13 protein-coding genes are annotated in these 23,401 nt (G+C 62.3%); 10 read left to right on the forward strand and 3 right to left on the reverse strand.

What is annotated here, in order from left to right; all coding sequences use genetic code 11:
* Positions 1-71: 71 nt before the first annotated feature.
* On the reverse strand, positions 72-1,187 hold the full coding sequence (locus HV681_RS02935) for a high-affinity branched-chain amino acid ABC transporter substrate-binding protein (protein WP_105238831.1): 1,116 nt from the start codon (positions 1,185-1,187) through the stop codon (positions 72-74).
* A gap of 464 nt (positions 1,188-1,651) precedes the next feature.
* The gene (locus tag HV681_RS02940; protein ID WP_175121628.1) at positions 1,652-2,206 is read right to left on the reverse strand and encodes a queuosine precursor transporter; all 555 of its coding nucleotides are present in this window, start codon (positions 2,204-2,206) and stop codon (positions 1,652-1,654) included.
* Between the two features lie 520 nt (positions 2,207-2,726).
* Between HV681_RS02940 and ugpB the strand changes: the two genes are divergently transcribed.
* From ugpB to HV681_RS02960, 4 genes are all read left to right on the forward strand, one after another.
* A complete protein-coding gene (gene ugpB, locus HV681_RS02945) occupies positions 2,727-4,040 on the forward strand; it encodes a sn-glycerol-3-phosphate ABC transporter substrate-binding protein UgpB (RefSeq protein ID WP_175121629.1) in 1,314 nt (437 codons plus the stop codon).
* A 225-nt stretch (positions 4,041-4,265) separates the two neighbouring features.
* Positions 4,266-5,147, forward strand: coding sequence for a sn-glycerol-3-phosphate ABC transporter permease UgpA (ugpA, locus tag HV681_RS02950; RefSeq protein WP_175121630.1), 882 nt, complete (start codon positions 4,266-4,268; stop codon positions 5,145-5,147).
* A gap of 21 nt (positions 5,148-5,168) precedes the next feature.
* Entirely contained in the window at positions 5,169-6,020 is an 852-nt protein-coding gene (gene ugpE, locus HV681_RS02955) for a sn-glycerol-3-phosphate ABC transporter permease UgpE (protein WP_175121631.1), read from the forward strand.
* Positions 6,021-6,069: 49 nt separating this feature from the next.
* Positions 6,070-7,158, forward strand: coding sequence for a sn-glycerol-3-phosphate import ATP-binding protein UgpC (locus tag HV681_RS02960; RefSeq protein ID WP_175121632.1), 1,089 nt, complete (start codon positions 6,070-6,072; stop codon positions 7,156-7,158).
* Positions 7,159-7,340: 182 nt separating this feature from the next.
* On the opposite strand, the gene HV681_RS02965 is transcribed toward HV681_RS02960, so the two are convergent.
* Positions 7,341-8,468 carry a branched-chain amino acid ABC transporter substrate-binding protein gene (locus tag HV681_RS02965; RefSeq protein WP_175121633.1) on the reverse strand — a complete coding sequence of 376 codons (1,128 nt, stop codon included), beginning with the start codon at positions 8,466-8,468 and terminating at the stop codon, positions 7,341-7,343.
* Positions 8,469-8,735: 267 nt separating this feature from the next.
* Between HV681_RS02965 and HV681_RS02970 the strand changes: the two genes are divergently transcribed.
* The 6 genes from HV681_RS02970 to HV681_RS02995 all read left to right on the forward strand — a co-directional run bounded on the left by HV681_RS02970 (position 8,736) and on the right by HV681_RS02995 (position 23,394).
* Positions 8,736-9,329, forward strand: coding sequence for an RBBP9/YdeN family alpha/beta hydrolase (locus HV681_RS02970; RefSeq protein WP_175121634.1), 594 nt, complete (start codon positions 8,736-8,738; stop codon positions 9,327-9,329).
* A 740-nt stretch (positions 9,330-10,069) separates the two neighbouring features.
* Positions 10,070-17,686 carry a type I polyketide synthase gene (locus HV681_RS02975; RefSeq protein ID WP_175121635.1) on the forward strand — a complete coding sequence of 2,539 codons (7,617 nt, stop codon included), beginning with the start codon at positions 10,070-10,072 and terminating at the stop codon, positions 17,684-17,686.
* A gap of 7 nt (positions 17,687-17,693) precedes the next feature.
* Positions 17,694-19,037 (forward strand): aminotransferase class I/II-fold pyridoxal phosphate-dependent enzyme, encoded by a 1,344-nt coding sequence (locus HV681_RS02980; protein WP_175121636.1) that lies wholly within the window; start codon positions 17,694-17,696, stop codon positions 19,035-19,037.
* A gap of 15 nt (positions 19,038-19,052) precedes the next feature.
* Positions 19,053-21,119, forward strand: coding sequence for a capsule polysaccharide biogenesis protein (locus tag HV681_RS02985; protein WP_175121637.1), 2,067 nt, complete (start codon positions 19,053-19,055; stop codon positions 21,117-21,119).
* A complete protein-coding gene (locus HV681_RS02990) occupies positions 21,068-22,411 on the forward strand; it encodes a capsule polysaccharide biogenesis protein (protein ID WP_254594872.1) in 1,344 nt (447 codons plus the stop codon). The genes HV681_RS02985 and HV681_RS02990 overlap by 52 nt, the downstream gene beginning before the upstream one ends.
* Entirely contained in the window at positions 22,408-23,394 is a 987-nt protein-coding gene (locus HV681_RS02995) for a CgeB family protein (RefSeq protein ID WP_175121638.1), read from the forward strand. The genes HV681_RS02990 and HV681_RS02995 overlap by 4 nt, the downstream gene beginning before the upstream one ends.
* Positions 23,395-23,401: the final 7 nt, after the last annotated feature.

Consider the following 23,401-nt stretch of genomic DNA (forward strand, 5'->3'; position numbering starts at 1 on the left):
GCTACGCGGATTTCGGCAAGACGGAGACAGCAGGCCCTACACGCCGGCAACACGCCGGCGGGATCGCGAGTTTACAGCTGGGTCTTCTTTCCGTCCTTGTCCCACTTATAGACGGCGAACTCAAAGTCCTTCAGATCGCCCTTGGCATCGTATTCGACCTTGCCGATGCCCGTATTGAACGTGGTCTTGTGCATGTAGTCGGCAACCTTGGCCGGATCTTCGCCGACAGCGTTGATGCTGTCCGCCAGGATCTGGACCGCGGCGTAGGCCGGCATCTGGAAGGCGCCGTCCGGATCGCGCTTGGCGTCCTTGAAGGCCTTGACGATGCTTTCGTTGCCCGGCAGCTTGGTGAAGTCGGCCGGCAGCGTGACCAGCAGGCCGTCGATGGCCGGACCGGCAATGGCCACCAGATCCTGGTTGGCCGTACCTTCCGGACCCATGAACTGGACCTTCAGGCCCTGTTCACGCGCCTGGCGCAGCAGCAGGCCCAGCTCGGGGTGGTAGCCGCCGAAGTAGACCAGGTCCACGCCCGAGGACTTCAGTTTGGTGATGATGGCCGAGTAGTCGCTGTCGCCGACGTTGATGCCTTCAAACAGCGCGACGTTGACCTTTTCCTTGGCCAGCGCGTCCTTGACCTGCGTGGCCACGCCCGAGCCGTAGGTCTGCTTGTCGTGCAGCACGGCAACCTTCTGCGGCTTCAAGGTCTTGGCGATGTAGCCGGCGGCGTACGGACCCTGCTGGTCGTCGCGGCCGATCGTGCGGAAGAAGAAGTGCGGCTTGATCGTGTCGGTGACCAGCGGCGACGTGGCGCCCGGGGTGATGCCGACGATGCCCTCTTCCTCGTAGACCTTCACGGCGGCCACCGTGACGCCCGAGCACGCATGGGCCACGGCGAACTTGGCGCCGGAGTTGACCACGCGGTTGGCGGCGGGCACGGCCTGCTTGGGTTCGCAGCCGTCGTCGATCAGGATCGGTTCGAGCTTCTTGCCCTTGACGCCGCCCTTGGCGTTGATGGTCTCGATGGCGGTCAGCGCGCCGGCCTGGATCTGGTCGCCGTATTGGGTGTTGGGACCGGTCATGGGCTGGGGAATGCCGATCTTGATCGTGTCGGCGGCGTGCGCGGCGCCAGCCAAGGCAAGTGCCCCAAGCGCCATGGCTACCGGGGTAAGGCGATTCAGAAACTTCATGCGGAGTTCTCCAGCGAGGTTTTGAGCGGCTCTGTCCAACACGGTTTATCGGGAGAGTACCCCTACGTCCGCATTGCCCGTCGCCGGCTTCTTGGGCAAAAACACGGTGTGGGCGGTATTCTGAAAGCAAGCCGTCATACTGTCACTGCGTGTAATCCCCAATATTTCACGCGGGGCTTTTATTCGTGACGGATAGGCCGCGCAGTGCCGTGAATTCGTTGGAGAAATCGTAATTTGGACTGTGATCTCTGCTGGCGTTTTGCTGGGATTTATGGTTGGCCGATTTATATGAAAACGCATTAATACGGTGTTTAAACTCGCATTTAAATACAGTGCTTACGCGGGACTTACTGCACACCCATCGGATAATCCGCCGCCCAATATAAAAAAACGCGCGTCCGGCTGAAAACAGCATCGGACGCGCGCAGTCATGGCCTTGCCGCAGACAAAGTGCAAAAACGCCGCTAGGCGTTTGCAGGCTTTGCCAGATTCCACATCAGCGCACGGAACGGCGCCAGCATGCTGATATTGACGACCAGCTTGATCGCCAGGTCGCCCAGCATCCAAGTCACCCATGGGGCACCGGTGGCGGCGAATGCCACGCTGAAGAACACCGCCGTATCCAATATGGCGCCCAGCACGCCCGACGCCAGCGGCGCGCGCCACCAGCGCTGGTCGCGCAGGCGGTCGAACACCTGGATGTCGACGAGCTGCGCACATATATAAGCCAACCCCGACGCCAACGCGATTCGCGGCGACGCCACCCAGACCGACACCGCCAGTGCGGCGGCAAAGCCAAACCACACCACGCGCCGGGCGGCGGCCGGGCCGAAACGCCGGTTGAGAACATCGGTGACCAGGAAAGCCACCGGATACGACAGCCCGCCCCATGTCAGCCAGTCATTGAGCGGCACCTGGACCAGGATATTGGAACCCACCACGACGGCCAGCATGCACAGCACCGAAATGCCGAACTGCAGGCGCGTCATGGCGGGAAAGCGCACGGCGGACGGTTTCATTTGCGACCCGCCTCGGCCGCGCCGCGCGCCCGTCCGGCGCTCGCCATGCGCGTCATCGGCCCGTCAATGCGCGACGAATGACGTCTCCAAGCCGCAACACCTTGCATGTTCCGTGTCGCGCCGGCGAACAGCCCGCCAGCATACGCGCGCGGGGCGCCACAAACCCGCACACCGGCCGTGTCACGGCCCTGCCCGGCACCGCGCGCTTGCTCGTTTATGTCAATGACATGAACGCCCCGCACGGCGCATACTTTGGCAGCCGCGCGCGAGGCCGTCGCAGGCGGCCGTCTGCCCGCGCCGGTGAACGCAATCGAAAGTTCGTTTTCCATAGGCGGCGATTGTAAACGGTCGGCTCCCTGCGGATAGCGCGGCGAAATGTTCGTTCGCGCCTGAAACGCGCAATTTGACAGGCGCAGGGAGTGATGTGAAAGTCACGGTTTTGTCACAAACAATTCATAAGGTGTCGTGTTTCATGCGGCCGGACAACCCGTTCGCAACACGCCCAACTGGAGAACCCTTTATGCGATCCCATCGTATTGCACTGACCTTTGCCGCCATCATGACGGCTTTCGCCGGCGCTTCCGCGCAAGCAGCCACCGAGATCCAGTTCTGGCATTCGATGGAAGGCGCCCTGGGCGACCGCGTCAACGGCCTGGTCGAGGAATTCAACAAGCAGAACCCCGACTACCAGGTCAAGGCCATCTACAAGGGCAACTACGGTGAATCCATGAACGCCGGCATCGCCGCGTTCCGCGCCGGCAACGCGCCGGACATCCTCCAGGTCTTCGAAGTCGGCACCGCGACCATGATGTACGCCAAGGGCGCCATCAAGCCGGTGCAACAGATGTCCGAAGAAGCCGGCAACCCGATCGATCCCAAGGAATTCATCGGCGCCGTGGCCGGCTACTACTCGTCGGCCGACGGCAAGCTGGTGTCGATGCCGTTCAACAGCTCGACCGTCGTCTTCTACTACAACAAGGACGCCTTCAAGAAGGCTGGCCTGGACGCCGACAATCCCCCCAAGACCTGGGAAGAACTGGCCGCCGCCGGCCAGAAGCTGAAGGCCGCTGGCCAGGAATGCGGCTACACCACGTCGTGGCCGTCGTGGACCCAGCTCGAGACCTTCTCGGCCTGGCACAACGTGCCGTACGCCACCAAGGACAACGGTTTCGGCGGCCTGGATGCGCGCATCGCCATCAACACCCCGCTGCACGTGCGTCACCTGGAAAACCTGGCCAAGCTCGGCAAGGAAGGCATCTTCATGTACGGCGGCCGCGGCGACGAGCCGAATTCGCTGTTCATCAGCGGCAAGTGCGCCATGATCACCGGTTCGTCCGGCCTGCGCGCCAACATCGCCAAGAACGCCAAGTTCGAATTCGGCACCTCGACGCTGCCCTACTACGCCGACGTGCAAGGCGCGCCGCAGAACACCATCATCGGCGGCGCTTCGCTGTGGGTCTTTGCCAACAAGAAGCCCGAAACCTACAAGGGCGTGACCGCGTTCTTCAAGTTCCTGGCCAGCCCAGAAATCGCCGCCCGCTGGCACCAGCAGACCGGCTACGTGCCCGTCACGAAGGCCGCCTACGAGCTGACCAAGAAGGAAGGCTTCTACGACAAGAACCCGGGCACCGAAGTTGGCGTCAAGCAATTGAACGTCGAAACCACCGCCCAATCGCGCGGCCTGCGTCTTGGCTTCCTGCCCCAGATCCGCGAAATCGAGGATGCTGAAATCGAACGCATCGTCTCGGGCAAGGTTGCTCCCAAGGACGGCGCCGAGAACATCGTCAAGCGCGGCAACGAGCTGCTGGAAAAGTTCGAGAAGAGTGTAAAGTAACGCCCTTTCGCGCGACTTGACCGCCGCCTTGTCAATCGGCATTTTCCATGTTGCGACAAGGACATACGAGGCTTAAAGCCCTGGTTTTTCAGGGGCTTTAAGCCTATCGTGCTTTTTATGAGTGCCGGTGCTTTCGGGCTCCGGGCGCCACGCGCGACACGCGCGCTGGCGGTTTCAGGCGGCGGTTATTTCAACCGCCGCTTTTCTGTACCTTGGGTTCCCCCTATGGAAAAACGCGTTGTATTCGGGCACAAGACCTTGCCCTATCTGCTGCTCCTGCCGCAGCTGATCATTACCGTGGTGTTCTTCTTCCTGCCCGCCGGACAAGCCATGTGGCAGTCCATGCGCCTTGAAGATCCCTTCGGCCTGTCCTCGCAGTTCGTCGGCCTGGACAACTTCATGGAACTGTTCTCGCAACAGAGCTACCTGGATTCCTTCCGCGTCACCGCCGTTTTCTCGGTGCTGGTGGCCGGCGTTGGCCTTGGCGTGTCGCTGGTGCTGGCCGTGATGGCCGACCGCGTGATCCGCGGCGCCGGGCTCTACAAGACCCTGCTCATCTGGCCGTATGCCGTGGCGCCCGCCGTCGTCGGCGTGCTGTGGCTGTTCCTGTTCTCGCCGTCGGTCGGCATCCTGGCCGTGGCCCTGCGCAAATCGGGCGTGGACTGGAATCCCCGCCTGGACGGCAACCAGGCGATGACCCTGGTGATCATCGCGGCCGTCTGGAAGCAGGTCTCGTACAACTTCCTGTTCTTCCTGGCCGGCCTGCAATCGATCCCGCGCTCGCTCATCGAAGCCGCCGCGATCGACGGCGCCAGCCCCGCGCGCCGCTTCTGGACCATCGTCTTCCCGCTGCTGTCGCCCACTACGTTCTTCCTGCTGGTGGTCAACATCATCTACGCGTTCTTCGACACCTTCGCCGTGATCGACACGACGACGCAAGGCGGTCCGGGCACGGCGACCTCGATCCTGGTCTACAAGGTGTACAGCGACGGCTTCCGCGGTCTGGACCTCGGTTCGTCCGCCGCCCAGTCCGTCGTCCTGATGTTCATTGTGGTTGCCTTGACGGTCGTACAGTTCCGGTACGTCGACCGCAAAGTGCAGTACTGATTTTGTCCGAGGCTGATAACAATGGTTGAACGCCGTCCCTGGCTGGATATTCTGGCCCACGTCATTCTGCTTTGCGGCGTGGCGATGGTGGCATTTCCGCTTTACGTCACTTTCGTCGCGTCCACCCAGACCGCGCAGGAAGTTGCTCAGGCGCCGATGTCCCTGATTCCCGGTCCGCATTTCGTGGACAACTACATGCAGGCGCTTTTTGGCGGTTCGTCAGGCGGCTCGTCGGGCGCGCCCGTCGGCCGCATGATGTACGTGAGCCTGATCATGGCGCTGGCAATCTCGATCGGCAAGATCGCGATCTCGCTGCTGTCGGCTTTTGCGGTCGTGTACTTCCGCTTTCCGGGCCGCATGTTCTTTTTCTGGATGATCTTCGTCACGCTCATGCTGCCGGTCGAAGTCCGCATTGCGCCCACCTACAAGGTCGTGGCCGATCTGGGCCTGCTCAACAGCTACGCGGGCCTCACCCTGCCGCTGATCGCGTCCGCCACGGCCACGTTCCTGTTCCGCCAGTTCTTCCTGACGGTGCCGGACGAGCTGATCGAGGCTGCGCGTATCGACGGCGCCGGTCCCGTGCGCTTCTTCTTTGACGTGCTGCTGCCCTTGTCCAAAACCAGCATCGCCGCGCTGTTCGTGATTCAGTTCATCTACGGCTGGAACCAATATCTGTGGCCCCTGCTGGTCACCACGCAGGAAGACATGTACCCCGTCGTCATCGGCATCAAGCGGATGATCAGCGGCGGCGACAGCGTGACCGAATGGAACATCACCATGGCCACCGCCATGCTCGCGATGATCCCGCCGGCGCTGGTCGTCATCCTGATGCAGAAATGGTTCGTCAAGGGTCTGGTCGACACTGAGAAGTGATCGCTCCCATCCCTCGCCTACCGAAAACGACTTCGAACACGAATATCTCATGGCTACTCTCAGCTTCCGCAACGTCAAGAAAACCTATGCCGGCAACGTGCCGGTCATCCATGGAATCGACATGGACGTCAAGGACGGTGAATTCATCGTCATCGTCGGCCCGTCGGGCTGCGGCAAATCCACGCTGATGCGCATGGTCGCCGGCCTGGAAACCGTGACCAGCGGCGACATCGTCATCGACGACAAGGTCGTCAACAACCTGGAACCCGCCGAGCGCGACATCGCCATGGTGTTCCAGAACTACGCGCTCTACCCGCACATGACCGTGTTCGAGAACATGGCCTATGGCTTGAAGATCCGCAAATTCTCCAAGGACGAGATCAAGAAGCGCGTCGACATCGCCGCGCAGATCCTGGAACTGGGTCACCTGCTGGACCGCCGTCCGCGCGCGCTTTCGGGCGGCCAGCGCCAGCGCGTCGCGATGGGCCGCGCCATCGTGCGTGAACCCAAGGTGTTTCTGTTCGACGAGCCGCTGTCCAACCTGGACGCCAAGCTGCGCGTGGCGATGCGTCTGGAAATTATGAAGCTGCATCGCCGCCTGGGCACGACCAGCCTGTACGTGACGCACGATCAGGTCGAGGCCATGACGCTGGCGCACCGCATGATCGTCATGTATCAGGGCGTTCCCGAGCAGATCGGCACCCCGATGGAAGTGTTTGAAAAGCCCGCCTCGACATTCGTCGCCGGCTTCATCGGCTCGCCCCCGATGAACCTGATGGAAGTCCAGGTCGCTGGCGACGGCACGGTGCAGACCGCCGACGGCAACCAGCTCGAGATCTCGCCGCTGCAGGTTCCCTCGCAGGTCCGCGGCCGCAAGATCATCATGGGCATGCGCCCCGAGCACATGCTGCTGAACACCCAGGGCATTCCCGCCGAAGTCGAAATGGTCGAGACGTTGGGTTCCGAGCAACTCGTGCACGCCCGCTGCGGCAAGAGCACGCTGGTCGTGCGCTGCACGACGCGCCAGCTTTCCGAGTCGTCCGCCAAGGTCGGCATGCAGGTCAACGTGGGCCCGGACGGCCGCCATCCCCTGCACTGGTTCGAGGCCGACACCGGCCGCCGCGTCCAAGGCCTGTAGAGCGGCGGGGGCGTCAGCCCCCTGCCCCGCGCCCCGCAAAAACAAACCGGGCCGCAAGCTGATCGCTTGCGGCCCGGTTCTCTTTTGCAGCGCCTGATGCGTGTGGCCGGATGCGCTGCATCCGACACGCGCCGCCGTTCGTTCGCGTGAAGCGGGCCTGGAACGGCCCGCCGCGCAGTGATTTACTTGTAGACGGTCTTGGAGCCGTCCTTGTGCCAGGTGAACACGTCGAATTGGAAGTTGTTCAGGTCGCCCTGCTTGTTCCACGACACCTTGCCGATCGGCGTGTCGAAGGAATTGGCGTGCAGGTACTTGGCCACCTTGGTGGGATCGTCCGAGCCCGCGCCCTTGATGCCGTCCGCGATGACTTGCGTGGCCGCGTAGGCGGTCATCTGGAACGCGCCGCTGGGATTGCGCTTCTTGGCTTCGAAAGCCTTGACGATGTCGGCGTTGGCGGCGTTCTGCGTGAAGTCGGCCGGCAGCGTCAGCAGCATGCCTTCGACGGCGTCGCCCGCGATGGCGTTGATGTCCGGGTTGCCCGTGCCTTCCGGACCCATCCACTTGGCCTTCACGCCCTGCTCGGCCGCCTGGCGCAGCAACAGGCCCATTTCGGGGTGGTAGCCGCCGTAGTAGACGAAATCCACGCCCTGGCTCTTGAGCTTGGTGATGACCGCCGAGTAGTCGCTGTCACCCGCGTTGATGCCTTCGAACACGGCGACGGCCACGCCGCCCTTTTCCAGGTCGTTCTTGACCGCGGTGGCGATGCCCTGGCCGTACGACTGCTTGTCGTGCAGCACGGCGACCTTCTTGGGCTTGATCTTGTCGAGGATGAACTTGGCGGCGGCGGGACCTTGCTGGTCGTCACGGCCAATGGTGCGGAAGATGAACTCGTAGTTCTTGCCGTCGGTCAGTGCCGGCGACGTGGCCGACGGGGTCACCATGACCACGCCTTCGTTGTTGTAGATGTCGGCGGCGGCAATGGTGGCGCCCGAGCACACGTGGCCCACGACGAAACCGATCTTGCTGTTCACTACGCGGTTGGCAGCGTTGGGACCCTGCTTGGGTTCGCAGCCGTCGTCGATGACCACGGTTTCCAGCTTTTTGCCATTGATGCCGCCGGCGGCGTTGATGCGCTCGACCGCGGTATCGACCCCTTCACGGACCATATCGCCATACTGCGTGACCGCGCCGGTGGTGGGGCCGACGACGCCGATCTTGATGGTCTGCGCGTGCGCGGCCGCGCCAAACGTCAAACCAGCGGCGACGCCCAGCGCTGCGATGACCGGGGTCAGACGGAAAACTGGCTTCATGAGTGGACTCCTCGAATGACTTTTAATCGTTGATCCATCAACGGGCTGACGGCCGGAAACGTAGATGTCATGCCCGTTGGCGGTGCATTTGCCCGGCAAGCATACACTGAAATTTCGCGGCTTTTGGGCCGGTTGGCGCAGGGTTTTCCGGGGTTTTTTTATTGCACCGCGGCATGATTCGCACCGCCGGCCTTATTCCGAACGCCGTATATGCAAAAGACCATTAATTCGTTTGAGTTACTAAACGGCGGCGGCATCATGTGCCGCATGAGACTCCAACCGATAATCGTCCCGGGCTGGAAAAACTCCGGCCCCGACCACTGGCAGTCCCGGTGGCAGGCCCTGTTGCCCAACGCCCGGCGCATCGAGCAGCACGACTGGGAAAATCCCCGCGCGGCCGATTGGATATCCCGTCTGACCGCCGAGGTCGACGAAGCCCGCAGCCCGGTCCTGCTCGTCGCGCACAGCCTCGGCTGCCTGATCAGCGCGGCCCTGCCCGTGCCCTTGCGCGCCAAGGTCGCCGGCGCACTGCTGGTCGCACCCGCCGACGTCGAACGCGCCGACATGCCCGAATGCCTGCGCGGCTTCGCGCCCATTTCGCGCCAGCCGCTGCCTTTCCAGAGCGTGGTGGTTGCCAGCGACAACGATCCCTATTGCACGCTGGAACGCGCGCGCGTCTTCGCGGCGGACTGGGGAAGCCGTGTCGTCGTCCTGCCCGGGGCCGGTCATATCAATGCGGAAAGCGGCCTGGATGACTGGCCGCAGGGGCTGAAACTGCTGGGCGCGCTGCGCCGCAGAGCGTCGTGGCGGATTCCGCCGCCGGCCAAACGCATTCCGCCGATTCCGGTGTACGACCTGTAGATTGATTGCGACGGGCGGCGCGCCACCTTCGCACGCCTCCTGGACGTAGCGGCACTGTGTTCACCGGCCCCAATTTCGGCGCGCACAGCGGTCAGGTAATAGGTCGTCACATAATGCGACTTGGCGCTTCACACATTAACGAACCAATTCGCGCCCGCACTGCTTGCTCAATCGCCATTCCCGCCCCGCTGTGAATCGTTTTGATGGATTTAGAACAAATTTCGTTACAGCCCGATTGGTAAGCTGTCGCGCCTTGATAACTCGTACGCGAGAAGCGCCGTTTCGAGTTAATGCTGTGCAGGGTAATTCGCACGTACCGACACGGATTCGGACAAATCCGACACATATAGTAAAATGGCCGCCTTATCTAAATGTTACGGCGGCTGCGACGCCCCCAACCCGCTTACATTTTGATTGAAGCGCGGAAGGCAGGGTCGCGATACCGGCAAGGCCGCCACAAAAAAACGAAAATGCAGAGCAATCTCATTACGCTTGGACGCCATCTGCGCCGAGCGCGCGCAAGCATCGTCACCCTGCCTCCCCACGCTGGCCGGAGTTGTCCGCTCATCCTGGGATCCACTGCCCGCGCCTGAACGCTGGCCCGGGCCATCCCATTCCCCCTGATCGTGTACGGCGGACACGCCGGTCATAAGTCTGATTCAGCATGCTGAATCGGACTTCACACCCATCGCATTCAGCTCAACACCCGCCGCCTTCCGGTCGGCCCAGAAGGACTCCGCATGCGTAAGCGCGTTGCCATTATCGGACTGTCGTTCCGATTCCCCAGCACCACCAATGACAGTTATTGGCCTGCTCTGCTGGAAGGCCGCGACCTGGTTACCCGAGTCGACGAGGATCGTTGGTCTGCGGACGCCTACCTGCATCCCGCAAAGGATCATCCCGGCACCGCCTACACTTTCGCCGCCGGCTCCATCGGAGACGTCTCGGGATTCGATGCCGGATTCTTCGGCATTTCTCCGCGCGAGGCAGCGCTCATGGATCCGCAGCAGCGCCTGCTGCTGGAAATGAGCTGGGAAGCGGTGGAGCACGCAGGCGTTCCCGCATCGACACTGCGCGGTTCCGACTGTGGCGTCTACATCGGGATTGCCAGCTCGGATTACGCCTATCGCATTGCCGAAGATCTGGGCGCCGTCGACGCGTCGATGGCCACCGGCAACACCGCCAGCATCGCCGCCAATCGCCTGTCGTACTTCCTGGACCTGCGAGGCCCCAGCATTGCGATGGACACCGCATGTTCGTCGTCGCTGGTCGCCTTTCATCAGGCGTGCCGTGCCATTCAATCGGGCGAATGCAGCCAGGCGCTGGCCGGTGGCGTCAGCCTGCACCTGCATCCCTACGGATTCATTACGTTCTCCAAGGCGTCCATGCTGTCCCCGCGCGGCCGCTGCAACGTTTTCGACGCCTCGGGCGACGGCTACGTCCGTTCGGAAGGCGGCGGCATGTTCCTGCTCAAGGACTACGACCAGGCCATCGCCGACGGCGACAACATCCTGGCGGTAGTCGCGGGAACGGCCGTCAATACCGATGGCCGCAAATCTGGCCTGACCGTTCCCAGCGCCGACGCGCAAGCGGCCCTGATGCGCCAGGCCTATGAGCAGGCTGGCATCTCGCCCGCCGAGATCGACTACCTGGAAGCGCACGGCACCGGCACCGCAGTCGGTGACCCGATCGAGACCCGCGCCATCGGGTTGGCCCTGGCCCAGCAACGGAGCAAAGACGCACCGTTGCCGATCGGCTCCGTGAAAAGCAATCTCGGCCACCTGGAGGCCGCCTCCGGCGTCGCCGGGCTGGTCAAGGCGCTGTACGTGCTGCGCCACCGCGAGGTGCCCGCCACCATCGGCATCAAGACGCTCAATCCCAGGATCGAGTTCCAGGATTGGAATTTGGACGTCGTCACCCAGAACCGCAAGCTGCGGCCTGCCGGCAAACTGATCGTCGGCGTGAACTCGTTCGGCTTCGGCGGCGCCAACGCCCACGTGATCCTGGAAAGCGCCCCGCCGCGCGGCGCGGCCACCGAAGGGAAGATGGCCAAGACGGCCCCGATCCCGGTCGTGGTGTCGGGCAAATCCGTCCCCGCGTTGCGGGCCGCGGCCGCCGACATGGCCGAGGCCCTGCGCGGCCAGCCAGCCAAGTTCCTCTACAACGCGGCCTACCACGCCGCCATGCGCCGCGATTGGCACAACGAGCGCGCCGTGGTGTTCGGCACGCAGTGCAACGCCGTGGCTGACGTGCTCCAGCAGTTCGCGGAAAGCGGAGAAGCCAACGCCCACGTCGTTGCTGGCAGTGTCGTACCGGAGGCCAGCGGCCCGGTGCTGGTGTATTCGGGCAACGGTTCGCAATGGACCAACATGGGGCGTCGGCTGCTGGCCGATCCCGTATTCGCCACCGCCGTCGATGAAGTGGACGCGCTCTTCTCCGCATACGCCGATTTCTCGCTGCGCAAGGAACTGGCCGGCGAGAACGGATCCAACCGCTACGATCGCACCGAAGTCGCCCAACCCGCCTTGTTCGCGCTTCAGGTGGGCATCACCCGCATGCTGGCGCAGCGCGGCGTCGTGCCGTGCGCCGTCATCGGCCATAGCGTCGGTGAAGTCGCCGCCGCGTGGGCGTGTGGCGCGCTGACCCTGGCCGACGCCGTCCACGTCATCTTCCAGCGCAGCCGCCTGCAAGGTCAGACCCGGGGACTCGGCCGCATGACGGCTGTGGGCATCAGCGGCGAGGAAGCCCTGGCGCTGATCGCCCAGCACAACCTGGGCGCAAGCGTCTGCGTCGCCGGCTTCAACAGCAGCCGTGGCGCCACCTTGGCCGGTTCGCCGGATGCGCTTGTCGTCCTGGAAGCCGCGCTGGCCGCGCAATCCCTGTTCCATCGTCGCCTGGATCTGGACTACGCCTTTCACAGCCCGGCCATGGACAGCATCGAAGCCGGCATCCGCGAGGCGCTGGCAGACATTCAGCCGCGCGCGGGCGAAGTGCCCTTCTATTCCACCGTTACCGGCACGCTGCTGGACGGCGCGGAACTCAACGCTGGCTACTGGTGGCGCAACGTGCGCGAGGCCGTGCGCTTCGAGCAAGCCGCGAATGTCCTGGCCGCCGAAGGCCGCAACGTCTACGTCGAAGTCGGCCCGCACCCGGTGCTGCGGTCCTACTTGAACGACACTCTCAAGACTGCCGACATGCAGGGCCGTGTCCTCAGCACCGCCACGCGCGGCGGCGACGATCCGGAAAAGATCTGGAACGCTGCCGGCCAAGTCATTGTCAGCGACGGCCAACTGGACCTGCAGTCGCTCTTTCCGTGGGTTGGCCCGTTCGTCGACCTGCCGACCTATCCCTGGCAACGCGAACGCCATTGGCACCCGGTCACCTCGGAATCCCTGGGCCAGCTCGCGCGACGCCTGGCGCACCCGCTGCTGGGTTACGCCATGCCGCAGCATGAGCACAGCTGGGAAAACCAGCTCGACACGCAATCTCATCCCGCGCTGGCGGACCACGTCGTCGGCGACGCGGTCGTTTTCCCTGGCACCGGTTTTGCGGAGATCGCCCTTGCCGCCGCGCTGCGGTGGCAAGCCGGCAGCGCAGACTGCGCCGAACTCGAAGATCTGGAAATCCACGCCCCGCTGCTGCTCAACGCCGCGCCCAGCAAATTGCTGCGGCTGCATCTCGACGACAGCGACGGCCGTTTCCGCATCAACGCGAAGGACACCGGCAGTACGGAACCGTGGGTCAGGCACGCCAGTGGCCGCCTGCTGCGCGAACCGCGCCTGACCCGCCTGACGCAGGCTGAACTGAAGCTACCCGATCGCGTGCCCGACTTTACGGGCGACAGCCACACTGCGCTGACTCGCGCCGTGGGGCTGGATTACGGTCCGGCTTTCCGCGCCGTCAGCCACGGCTGGATCGAATCCGGGACCAGTGCGCTCGCCGTGCTTGAACCCGACGCCTCCCTGGCCACGGAACTGCACGCCACGCATCTGCACCCGGCGCTGCTCGACTGCACCTTCCAGCTCATCATCCAGCTGTTGCGGAACGACCCCGCGATGGGCCTGGGCATCGCCTACGTGCCGTCCAAGATCGGCCGTCTGAGCCTGCGCGCCAACGCCGGCCAGCCCGCCGCTGCACGCGTGCGGCTGGAACGCCGCGCCCCGCATTCGCTCACCGCGAGCTTCGAGATCTACAACGCGGAAGGCGTGCAGATCGCCGCCGTCGAACAGGCGCGCTTTCGCAGCATCCGCCTGCGCAAGGCGGCAGCCGACCACCTCAGCTTCCTTGACACGGTCGCCATCCCGCGCCCACACGCCCCGTTCGGCCCCAATCCGGTCAGCCACGAAGGCCTTCGCGCCGCGCTCGCAGGCGCCGTTGCCGAATGCATGGCTGGCGGGGCGCATGCGCGCTACGCGGACGAAGTCGATCCGCTGCTGGAAAGCCTGTGCGACAGCTTCGCAGTGGACGCGCTGCGCGTCATCGCTCCCGACGGCAAGCATGTGCCGCAGGCGCTGATCACCGAACTAGGCCGTCACGCGCCGGAATCCGCGCCGCTGCTGCAGAACGTCATCGGCCGCCTGACGTCGGCTGGTCACATCGACGTGCGGGCCTCGGGCATCGACCTGCCTGCCGATGACGGCGAAGGCGCCGCTTCAGACATCTGGAACACGCTGCTGCGCGAATATCCTGACTACGCGCAAATCGTCCACGCGGTCGGACGCGTCGGCTTGCACCTGCCTGCCCTGCTGCGTGGCGAAGCGGCCGTCGATCAGATCTGCCCGCGCGCCACCACCCCTGCCACCATCCTGCGCAGCCTCCTGGGAGCCGCCAGCGGTCAACGCCTGGGACTCGCGCTGCGCGCCGTGCTCGAACAGGCGCTGGCGGCACGCCTGCCCGGCCAGCGCCTTGCCATCATGGAGGTCGGCCAGTCCGCGCCGCTGTTCAACTTCAGCTGCTGCGACGCGCTCGACTTCAATGTGGCCGATTACTGCTTTGCTTCGACGGATGTCGACATGCTGGACCACGTCGGCCACCAGCAATCCGAGCGCTATCCCAACGCCCGCATCGAGCGCATCGCCAAGGATGGCGATGCCACCGTTGCGCGTTGCGACCTGGTTATCTTCCACTGCGACTTCGACACGCTTGAAGCCGCCCGCGCTGCACTCAAGCACGCTCGCGCCAGCCTGCGGGCGGGCGGCGAGCTGGTGTTCTGCGGCGCCCATCCTGCCACGTGGGCAGACTTCGTTTTCGGCGGCCACCCCCAGTGGTGGCAGGCCAGCGAACAAGGCGAACAGCTTTCCACGCAGCAACCCGCCCGCTTCTGGCAAGAAGAGCTGCTGGCGCTCGGCCTGCAATGCGATGCGCCGCTGGGGTTCACGGATTCGCTCGCGACCGGCGCTTACCTGCTGACCGCCCGCCTCGACGCCGCCCTGGCCGCAGCCCCGCCGCAACCTGCGGCCACCACGCCGGCGCGCTGGCTGATTCTGGCCGACCGGAATCCCGAGCATGGCGCTTTCCTGGCGCAGTCCCTGGAAGCCAGCCTCAGTGCAGCCGGCCATCATGTCCGCCTTGTGACCGACGCTGCGCCTGATGCCCTTGACGCCCTGCTTGCCGGCGACGCGTCCGCGCCGGTGGCACATGTCGTGCACCTGGCCGGCCTCGCTTGGGCGGATGCGCACGAAACGCCAGACGAGCTGCTTGCCAAGCAGACGCGCCGCTGCGCGATGGCGGCCGCCACCATCCAGGCGTGCGAGCGCACGCAGGTGCCTGCCACCGTCTGGCTCATCACGGCGGATGCCGCGCAATACCTGCGCGAGGCGCCGCAAGCCGCTGGCATGCACGCGCTGAACGACGCCTCGCTGTGGGGCTACGGTCGCACGCTTGCCAACGAGGCGTCGAACTACCGCATCCGCATGGTCGACGTGCCGCTGGCCCAGGCCGGCCAGATGGCCGACGCCCTGGCGCGGGAATTGACGTCCGTGGATGATGAGGACGAAATCCTCCTCGCGCCGGATGGCGAACGCTACGTGCCGCGCCTGCGACTCGCCGCGCGTCCGGCTCCGCAAACGGCACGAGACGCCGGCGCGCAAGCCGTGCGCCTGGGTTTCGAATTTCCGGGTCAGCTGCGCAACCTGCGCTGGGAATCGTGCCCCGCGCCGGCCCCGACCGGCGACGAGCTCGAAGTACGCATCGAAGCCACCGGCCTGAACTTCCGCGACGTCATGTACGCGCTGGGTCTGCTGTCCGACGAAGCGATCGAGAACGGCTTTGCCGGCCCTACCCTGGGCCTCGAATTCTCCGGTACGGTCACCCGCGTCGGACCCGATGCCTCGGGCTACAGCGTCGGCGACGCTGTGGTGGGCTTCGGACCCGCCAGCTTTGGCGACCGCGTGCTGACCCGTCCCAGCGCCATCTCGCACATTCCCCAAGGCTTCTCGTTCGAGGCCGCCGCCACCATTCCCAGCACCTTCTTCACGGTTTACTACGCGCTGCAGCACCTGGCGCGCCTCGAAGAAGGCGAGAAGATCCTGATTCACGGCGCCGCGGGCGGGGTCGGCATCGCGGCCATCCAGTTCGCCCAATGCCTGGGCGCCGAGATCTACGCCACCGCCGGCTCCGACGAGAAACGCGACCTCCTGCGCCTGCTGGGCGTGCGTCACATCTACGACTCGCGCTCCCTGTCCTACGCCGACGAGATCCTGGCCGACACCGGCGGACGCGGCGTGGATGTCGTTTTGAACTCCCTGGCCGGCGAAGCCATCAACCGCAACCTGCGCGTGCTCAAGCCGTTTGGCCGCTTCCTTGAACTGGGCAAACGCGATTTCTACGAGAACACGCGCATCGGGCTGCGTCCGTTCCGCAACAACATCAGCTACTTCGGCATCGACGCCGACCAATTGATGAACGAGCGGCCCGACCTCACGCAGCGGCTGTTCGGCGAGATGATGGCCCTGTTCCGCCAGGGCGCACTGCACCCGCTGCCCTATACCGTCTTTGACGCCAACGACATCGTCGACGCCTTCCGCTACATGCAGCAGGCGCGACAGATCGGCAAGATCGTCGTCACCTACCGCAACGGCATCAGCGGCGTGCATCGTCCTGTTGCGCCGGCCACCGACGGCTTGGCACTGCCGGCCGACGCCACGTATCTCGTCACGGGCGGACTGGGCGGATTCGGCTTGCGAACCGCGCAGTGGCTGGCCGAGCGCGGCGCGCGCAACCTTGTCCTGATCAGCCGCAGCGGCCCCGCCAGCGAAACCGCCCAGGCGGCCATCGCGGCATTCGAAGCCCAGGGCGTACGCGTCCACGCCGCCGCCTGCGACGTCACCGACCGCGCCGCGCTGGCCAGCCTGCTGCAGGAAACCGCAGTCACGCTTCCGCCGCTCAAGGGCGTGGTCCACGCCGCAGTGGTCATCGACGACGGCCTCGCCCGCAGCGCCACGCCCGAACAGATCCAACGCACCCTGGCCGCCAAAGTGCTGGGCGCCCAGCACCTGCACGACCTCACGCGTGCTCTGCCCCTGGACCTGTTCATCTTCTACTCGTCGGCCACCACCCTGTTCGGCAACCCGGGGCAGAGCAACTACGTTGCCGCCAACGCCTGGCTCGAACGCCTGGCCGCGCAGCGCCGCGCCGAAGGCCTGCCCGCCACCTGCGTGCGCTGGGGCGCCATCGACGATGTCGGCTTCCTGGCCCGCAACGAGAAAATCAAGGACGCCCTACAGAGCCGGATGGGCGGCGGCGCCCTCGCGTCCCACGTCGCGCTGGACGCGCTGGAGGCCATGCTGGTGTCCGACGCATCCGGACTGGGCGTGCTGGAACTGGACTGGCGCGCATTGAGCCGCTTCCTTCCTTCGGCCGGCCTGCCCAAGTTCTCGGACATCGCCCGCCGCAGCGCCGATGCGGGCGAGGACGACGGCAGCGCGGACGACATCGCGCAATTGCTTGCGACGCTCGACGACGAGGCCCTGCACGAACGCTTCACCGAAATGCTCAAGGCAGAGATCGGGGAAATCCTGCGCGTCGCGCCCGACAAGATCGAAGCCACCCGGTCGGTCTATGACCTGGGCCTCGATTCGCTGATGGGCGTGGAACTGGTGGTCGCGCTGGAGAACCGCTTCGGCATCCGCCTGCCCGTCATGGCGCTGAGCGAAAGCCCCACCCCGGCCAAACTCGCCGAGAAGCTCGTGCTCCTCTTGCGCGACGAACACGACGCCGACGCTGCAGACGCCGTCACCGTCAGCGTGCAACAGGTGGTCGCGAGCCACGCCGCGGAGGTTACTTCCAGCTCGGTCACGGCGTTCGTCGACGAGATCAAACTCAGCGGAAGCCTTTCCAAGCAACGCATGATCCAGTAGGACTGAAGTGAGCACCGTAAAGAAGCTGCCCGGCCTTGCCGCCGGCATCAAGGACAGACTCATCCAGCAGGCGCTGGAGCGCAAGCTTCGCCAGGCGGCCGAGCCCGGCGCGCACGCGCTTGCGCGTCCCGCCGAAAAGAAGGCCGAGATCCCTGAGGAACACTATCGGTTCCACCTGCATCCCGGCTATCAGCAACTGCGCATCATCAACGATGGCGCCAGTCGCCTGGGCGTGAAGAACCCCTTCTTCAAACTGCACGAAGGCACCGCCGGCGCGCGCACGCAGATCGATGGCAACGGCTACATCAACTACGCCAGCTACAACTATCTGAACATGTCCGGCGACCCGGCCGTGATCGCCGCAGCCAAGGCCGCCATCGATCGCTACGGCACGTCGGTATCCGCCAGCCGTCTGGTCTCCGGTGAACGCCCCGTGCACCGCGAACTGGAAGCCGAGCTGGCGGCGCTTTACGGCGTGGACGACGCGATCACCTTCGTCAGCGGCCACGCCACCAACGTTTCTACGATCGGCTACCTGTTTGGCCCGCGCGACCTCGTGCTGCACGACGAACTGATCCACAACAGCGTCCTGCAGGGCATCCAGCTGTCAGGTGCCCGCCGACTGCCCTTCCGCCACAACGACTGGGAAGCGCTCGACGCCATCCTGCGCGATCAACGGCACCAGTTCGAACGCGTGTTGATCGTGCTGGAAGGCATCTACAGCATGGACGGGGATTACCCCGACCTGCCTCGTTTCGTTGAAGTCAAACAACGCCATCGCGCCTTCCTGATGGTGGATGAAGCGCATTCGCTCGGCGTGATGGGCGCGCGTGGCTACGGCATCCGTGAGCATTTCGGTATGGACGGCAAAGACGTCGATATCTGGATGGGGACGCTGAGCAAGACGCTGGCTGGCTGCGGCGGGTATATCGCCGGTGAAACGGCGCTGGTCGAGCATTTGAAGTTTTTGGCGCCGGGGTTTTTGTATAGCGTGGGGATGCCGCCGACGGTGGCGGCTGCGTCACTGGCGGCGTTGCGGCGGATGAAGGAACTGCCGGATCGCGTTGCGACGCTGCAGGCGCGGGGGAAGTTTTTTCTGGAGCAGGCGAAGGCGGCGGGGATTGATACCGGGACGAGTACCGGGTTGGCGGTGGTGCCGGCGATTACGGGAAGTTCGTTGAAGGCGACGCGGGTGTCGGCTGAATTGTTCAAGCAAGGGATCAACGTGCAACCGATCCTATATCCGGCGGTGCCGGAGAAATCTGCGCGGTTGAGGTTTTTCATTTCCTGTATGCATACGGAAGCGCAAATTCAAGAAACGATCCGAGTGTTGTCGTCCGCATTGCGCTGAATTATTCACATCACCATGTCGTTCTCCACGTTTTCCCGCCAACTCGCTCGACTGCCTTATCTCGACACGTTCGTCGGGCACCGCGTGACGCATTTAAGCATCGGCCAAATTTTTAGTGTGCGCAAATTGAGTGCTTTGTATGGATGGGGCTTTCGTCCCTCCACACGTCTCCCGCGCCGGCTCGCCAGCCATTTCGGCGTCCCATTCATAAACTTGGAGGACGGCTTCCTTCGATCGTTTGCCCCCGGAAGGGACTTTCCGCCTGTGTCGCTGGTATTAGATCGTCAAGGAATCTACTACGCGGCCGATCGACCTTCGGACTTAGAAACGTTACTGGCGTCTGATTCGGACATTCTGCGGGGGCCGGGAGCCGACCACGCAATCGCGCTGGAGCGCATTCTGGCGGAGGGCCTCAGCAAGTACAACCACGCGCCGGATATCGATTCACTGCCAGGCCGTCAGAGCGGGCCGCGCATCCTGATCATCGACCAGACTCGCGGCGACGCCAGCGTCAAGTATGGATTGGCCAACGCCCATTCGTTCTCCGAAATGGTCGCGGCAGCAAGACGGGACAACCCAGGGTCTACGTTCTACATAAAAACTCATCCTGAGGTCAGCAGCGGCGCCAAAAGTGGATATCTTTCAGAGCTTGCAAACGACGAGCGTTGCATCATGCTCCGAGATCCGATATCGCCTGCCAGCCTCCTTAAACACGTCGACAAGGTCTATACCGTCACGTCGCATTTAGGATTCGAAGCTTTGCTGCGAGGTCTGCCAGTCCACTGCTTCGGGCTCCCCTGGTATGCAGGTTGGGGTTGCACGCATGACGCGCTTATATGTGAGCGACGCACCAAACGTCGTACTGTGAATGAATTGTTCGCTGCGGCATACATGCACTACACCCGCTATCTCGATCCAACCACCGGCCTGATTGGCTCGATCTTCGATGCCATTGAATGGCTCGCGCACCAGCGACGCTCACATCACCGTCATTCCGGCCGCACCATTGCGATCGGATACCGACGCTGGAAGGCGGAAAACGTCGAGCCTTTTCTCCGATTCAACGGCAAGGCACCGAATTTTGTTAAAGATGCTACCGCTGCGGCCGCGCTAAAGCCCTCGCCTGCCGATCATCTGGTTGTGTGGGGCACGGATGCGCCACCGCCGGTAAAAGTCTTGGCGCAGGCCAGTGGCGCGCAGTTGCTACGCATGGAAGACGGCTTTGTGCGCTCCGTGGGACTGGGATCCGACTTCGTTCCTCCGAGCGCCCTCGTCTTGGACGGTCAAGGACTGTACTTTGACCCGAGACAAGCCAGCGACTTGGAAGATATGCTGAACATGCGGGAGTTCACCGATGAGGATCGCAAACGAGCGCGCTTAGTCCGGGAAATGATCGTCGCCAATGGCATCACGAAGTACAACGTAGAACCTAACGAGATCCCATCGTGGAGTGATCCTGATCGTTATACGATTTTGGTGCCTGGGCAAGTTGAGGACGACGCATCGGTACGCTATGGTTCTCAGCACGTGCAGTCCAACTTGCAGCTCCTGCGCGCGGTAAGGCTCGCCGCGCCAGCGGCTTACATCGTCTACAAGCCTCATCCCGATGTCATGGCCAACAACCGCGTCGGTCGTCTCCACCGATGCGCAGCTTTGGAATTTGCTAACACCATCGAGTCAAAATCTTCGATCGTTAGTTGCATCGAAGCATGCGACGAGGTCCATACGATTACCTCCCTGAGCGGCTTTGATGCGCTTCTGCGCGGTAAGTCCGTGACCACGTACGGAACGCCGTTCTATGCTGGATGGGGCCTCACCACAGATCGAGTGGCCGCCGCTCGCCGCCAAAGAAAACTCACGGTAGACGATTTAGTTGCGGGAGCTTTGCTGCATTACCCGATTTATTTTGATAGATGCCTAAATGGTTATACCACCTGTGAGGCGACACTACGTTATCTGATTAAGGCTCGCCAGCTCCAATCTGGCTATGGAGTGCATGCTCCATTCCGGCAGTCACATTGGAAAAGGCAGTGGAAAAAGATCGCAATTTGGATCCGCGCCGGATTCACGGTGACGCGATGAACGACACTCAGCGCTTTCTGTTTTTACAGGGTGTCCGCTCTCCGTTTTTTCGACGTCTGGGCCGTGCCCTCCGCAAATCAGGCCATTACGTTCGTAAAGTCAACTTTACGGTCGGAGATACTCTATATTGGCGTTCTGAAAATGCAGTGTCTTACCGCGGAGCGATGGATAGACTCGAAGCCTTTTATCAATGCGAGTTTGACCAACACTCCATCACCGACATCGTGCTATTCGGCGATTGCCGACCCGTACATAGACCTGCCATTGAGCTAGCGAAACGACGAAACATTCGGGTTCATGTGTACGAAGAAGGTTATTTCCGGCCGTTTTGGGTCACGTTGCAACAGGGTGGCGTTAACGCAAATTCTTCCCTGCCACGTGATCCGGATTGGTATAGGCAGAGGGCCAAAACTCTACCGCAATACGATAATGGCGAAGCGTTCTCAGCACCCTTCTGGCTTCGAGCTGCCTACGATGTCGGATACAACTTCTGGGCGGGCCTTAATCCAATCTTACATCCCGGCGTGACGAGCCATGTTCCTTATTCCCCTGCAACGGAATATTTGGGGTATCTGTCGCGGGGAATTCGAGTCAAATGCCTTGGGCGCAAGTCTAGACGTATTGAAGAAAAGCTCATCGCCGAAGCTGGAAAGTATCCGTTCTTCCTGTTGCCGCTCCAGCTCGATTCAGACGCCCAAATTGTGCACCATTCCCCATTTCAAAGCATGACGCATGCCGTTGAAACCGTTTTAGAATCGTTCGCTACAAATGCGCCCGAACATAGTCGACTCGCAGTGAAGATTCATCCCCTTGATCCTGGAATGGTCAATTATGAAAAACACGTCCGCGAAAGCGCAAAGTCCTACGGAATTTCTAATCGAGTGTTCTATCTTGAAAGCGGTAACCTGCCCGCATTGTTAGGCGCGACACGGGGCGTTGTGACAGTCAATAGCACGGTGGGCAGTTCGTCATTGATCCATGGTTGCCCTACCAAGGTTTTGGGTTTGGCAATATACGACTTAGTTGGCCTTACGTTTCAAGGGCCACTCGATTCATTCTGGAAAGAAGGTTTACCGCCCGATGGAAAGCTCTTCCACAATTTCCGAAATACCGTAATTAATCTTACCCAAATAAATGGCGGGTTCTACTCAAATTCTGCTATAGAAAAAGCTATTCGTCACAGCCTACCACGTCTGCTCCGAGCTAGCTTATTGGACACGGGCTCATCACACATATCTGCGCCAGTCCCTCAAAGAGAATTCGACTCAACAGCACAAGATAAGAAGAAATGAAGATAGCTCTAATTGCCGACGCTCTGACCAGTTGCTGCTTTAACGAACGCTATCGTATCTCACCCATTACCCCATGGAACTATCGCTGGATGCTGCGTTACGGAAAGCCAGACATTCTCTTCGTTGAGTCTGCATGGCAAGGTAAGCGGGATCGGTGGAAGTATAAGATTGCCTCATATCCCGATCATCCAAAACGAAGCAACGCGGCATTGCGTAAGGTCGTGGCCTATGCCCGTGACCTGGGTATTCCTACTGTATTCTGGAACAAAGAGGATGCGGTCCACTTCGACCGTTTCATCGACAGTGCGTGCCTGTTCGACCATATTTTCACCGTCGACGAGAACTGTATACCCCTTTACATCGCAGCAACCAAGGGCCGGGCCACCGTAGCAACCTTGCCGTTTGCTGTAGAACGAAAACTTCATTACTTTCGAGGCTTTGACTTCCGGATCCGCGGTGCCAATTTCGTGGGTAGCTACAGTCGTCACATTCATACTCGACGGCGTGCGTGGCAAGAAATGATGTTTACTGCATGCAGAGAATCTGGCATGCCGCTCACAGTATATGACCGAAACTCTGATCGTCATTCCACGAATTATCGCTACCCCGCCCATCCCGGATTAATCGTCAGCCCAGCTGTTCCTTACACTGCTACAGCAGAGATATACCGCCAGCATTTCATCTCACTAAACGTCAACACCGTCGAAGACTCTCCAACTATGTACTCCCGCCGCCTCGTCGAGATTCTCGCATGCGGGGGCATCGCGATAACCAATCCCAGTTTGGCCGTAAGCAAATATTTCCACGACTTTTGCCATATCGTTCAGGACATCGATGACTGTCAGGAAATTATTAAACGTCTTCTTCAGTATGGGCCTAGCAAGAGAGATAAAGAGCGTGCGAGAGCCGGTGCAGAAGAAGTCGAAAAACGACACTCGTGGGATGTGCGCTTCGAAACTATTAAAACCACGGTCGGCCTTTGAACAGATC

It is taken from the genome of Achromobacter animicus, assembly GCF_902859585.1.
Lineage (GTDB): Bacteria > Pseudomonadota > Gammaproteobacteria > Burkholderiales > Burkholderiaceae_B > Achromobacter > Achromobacter animicus.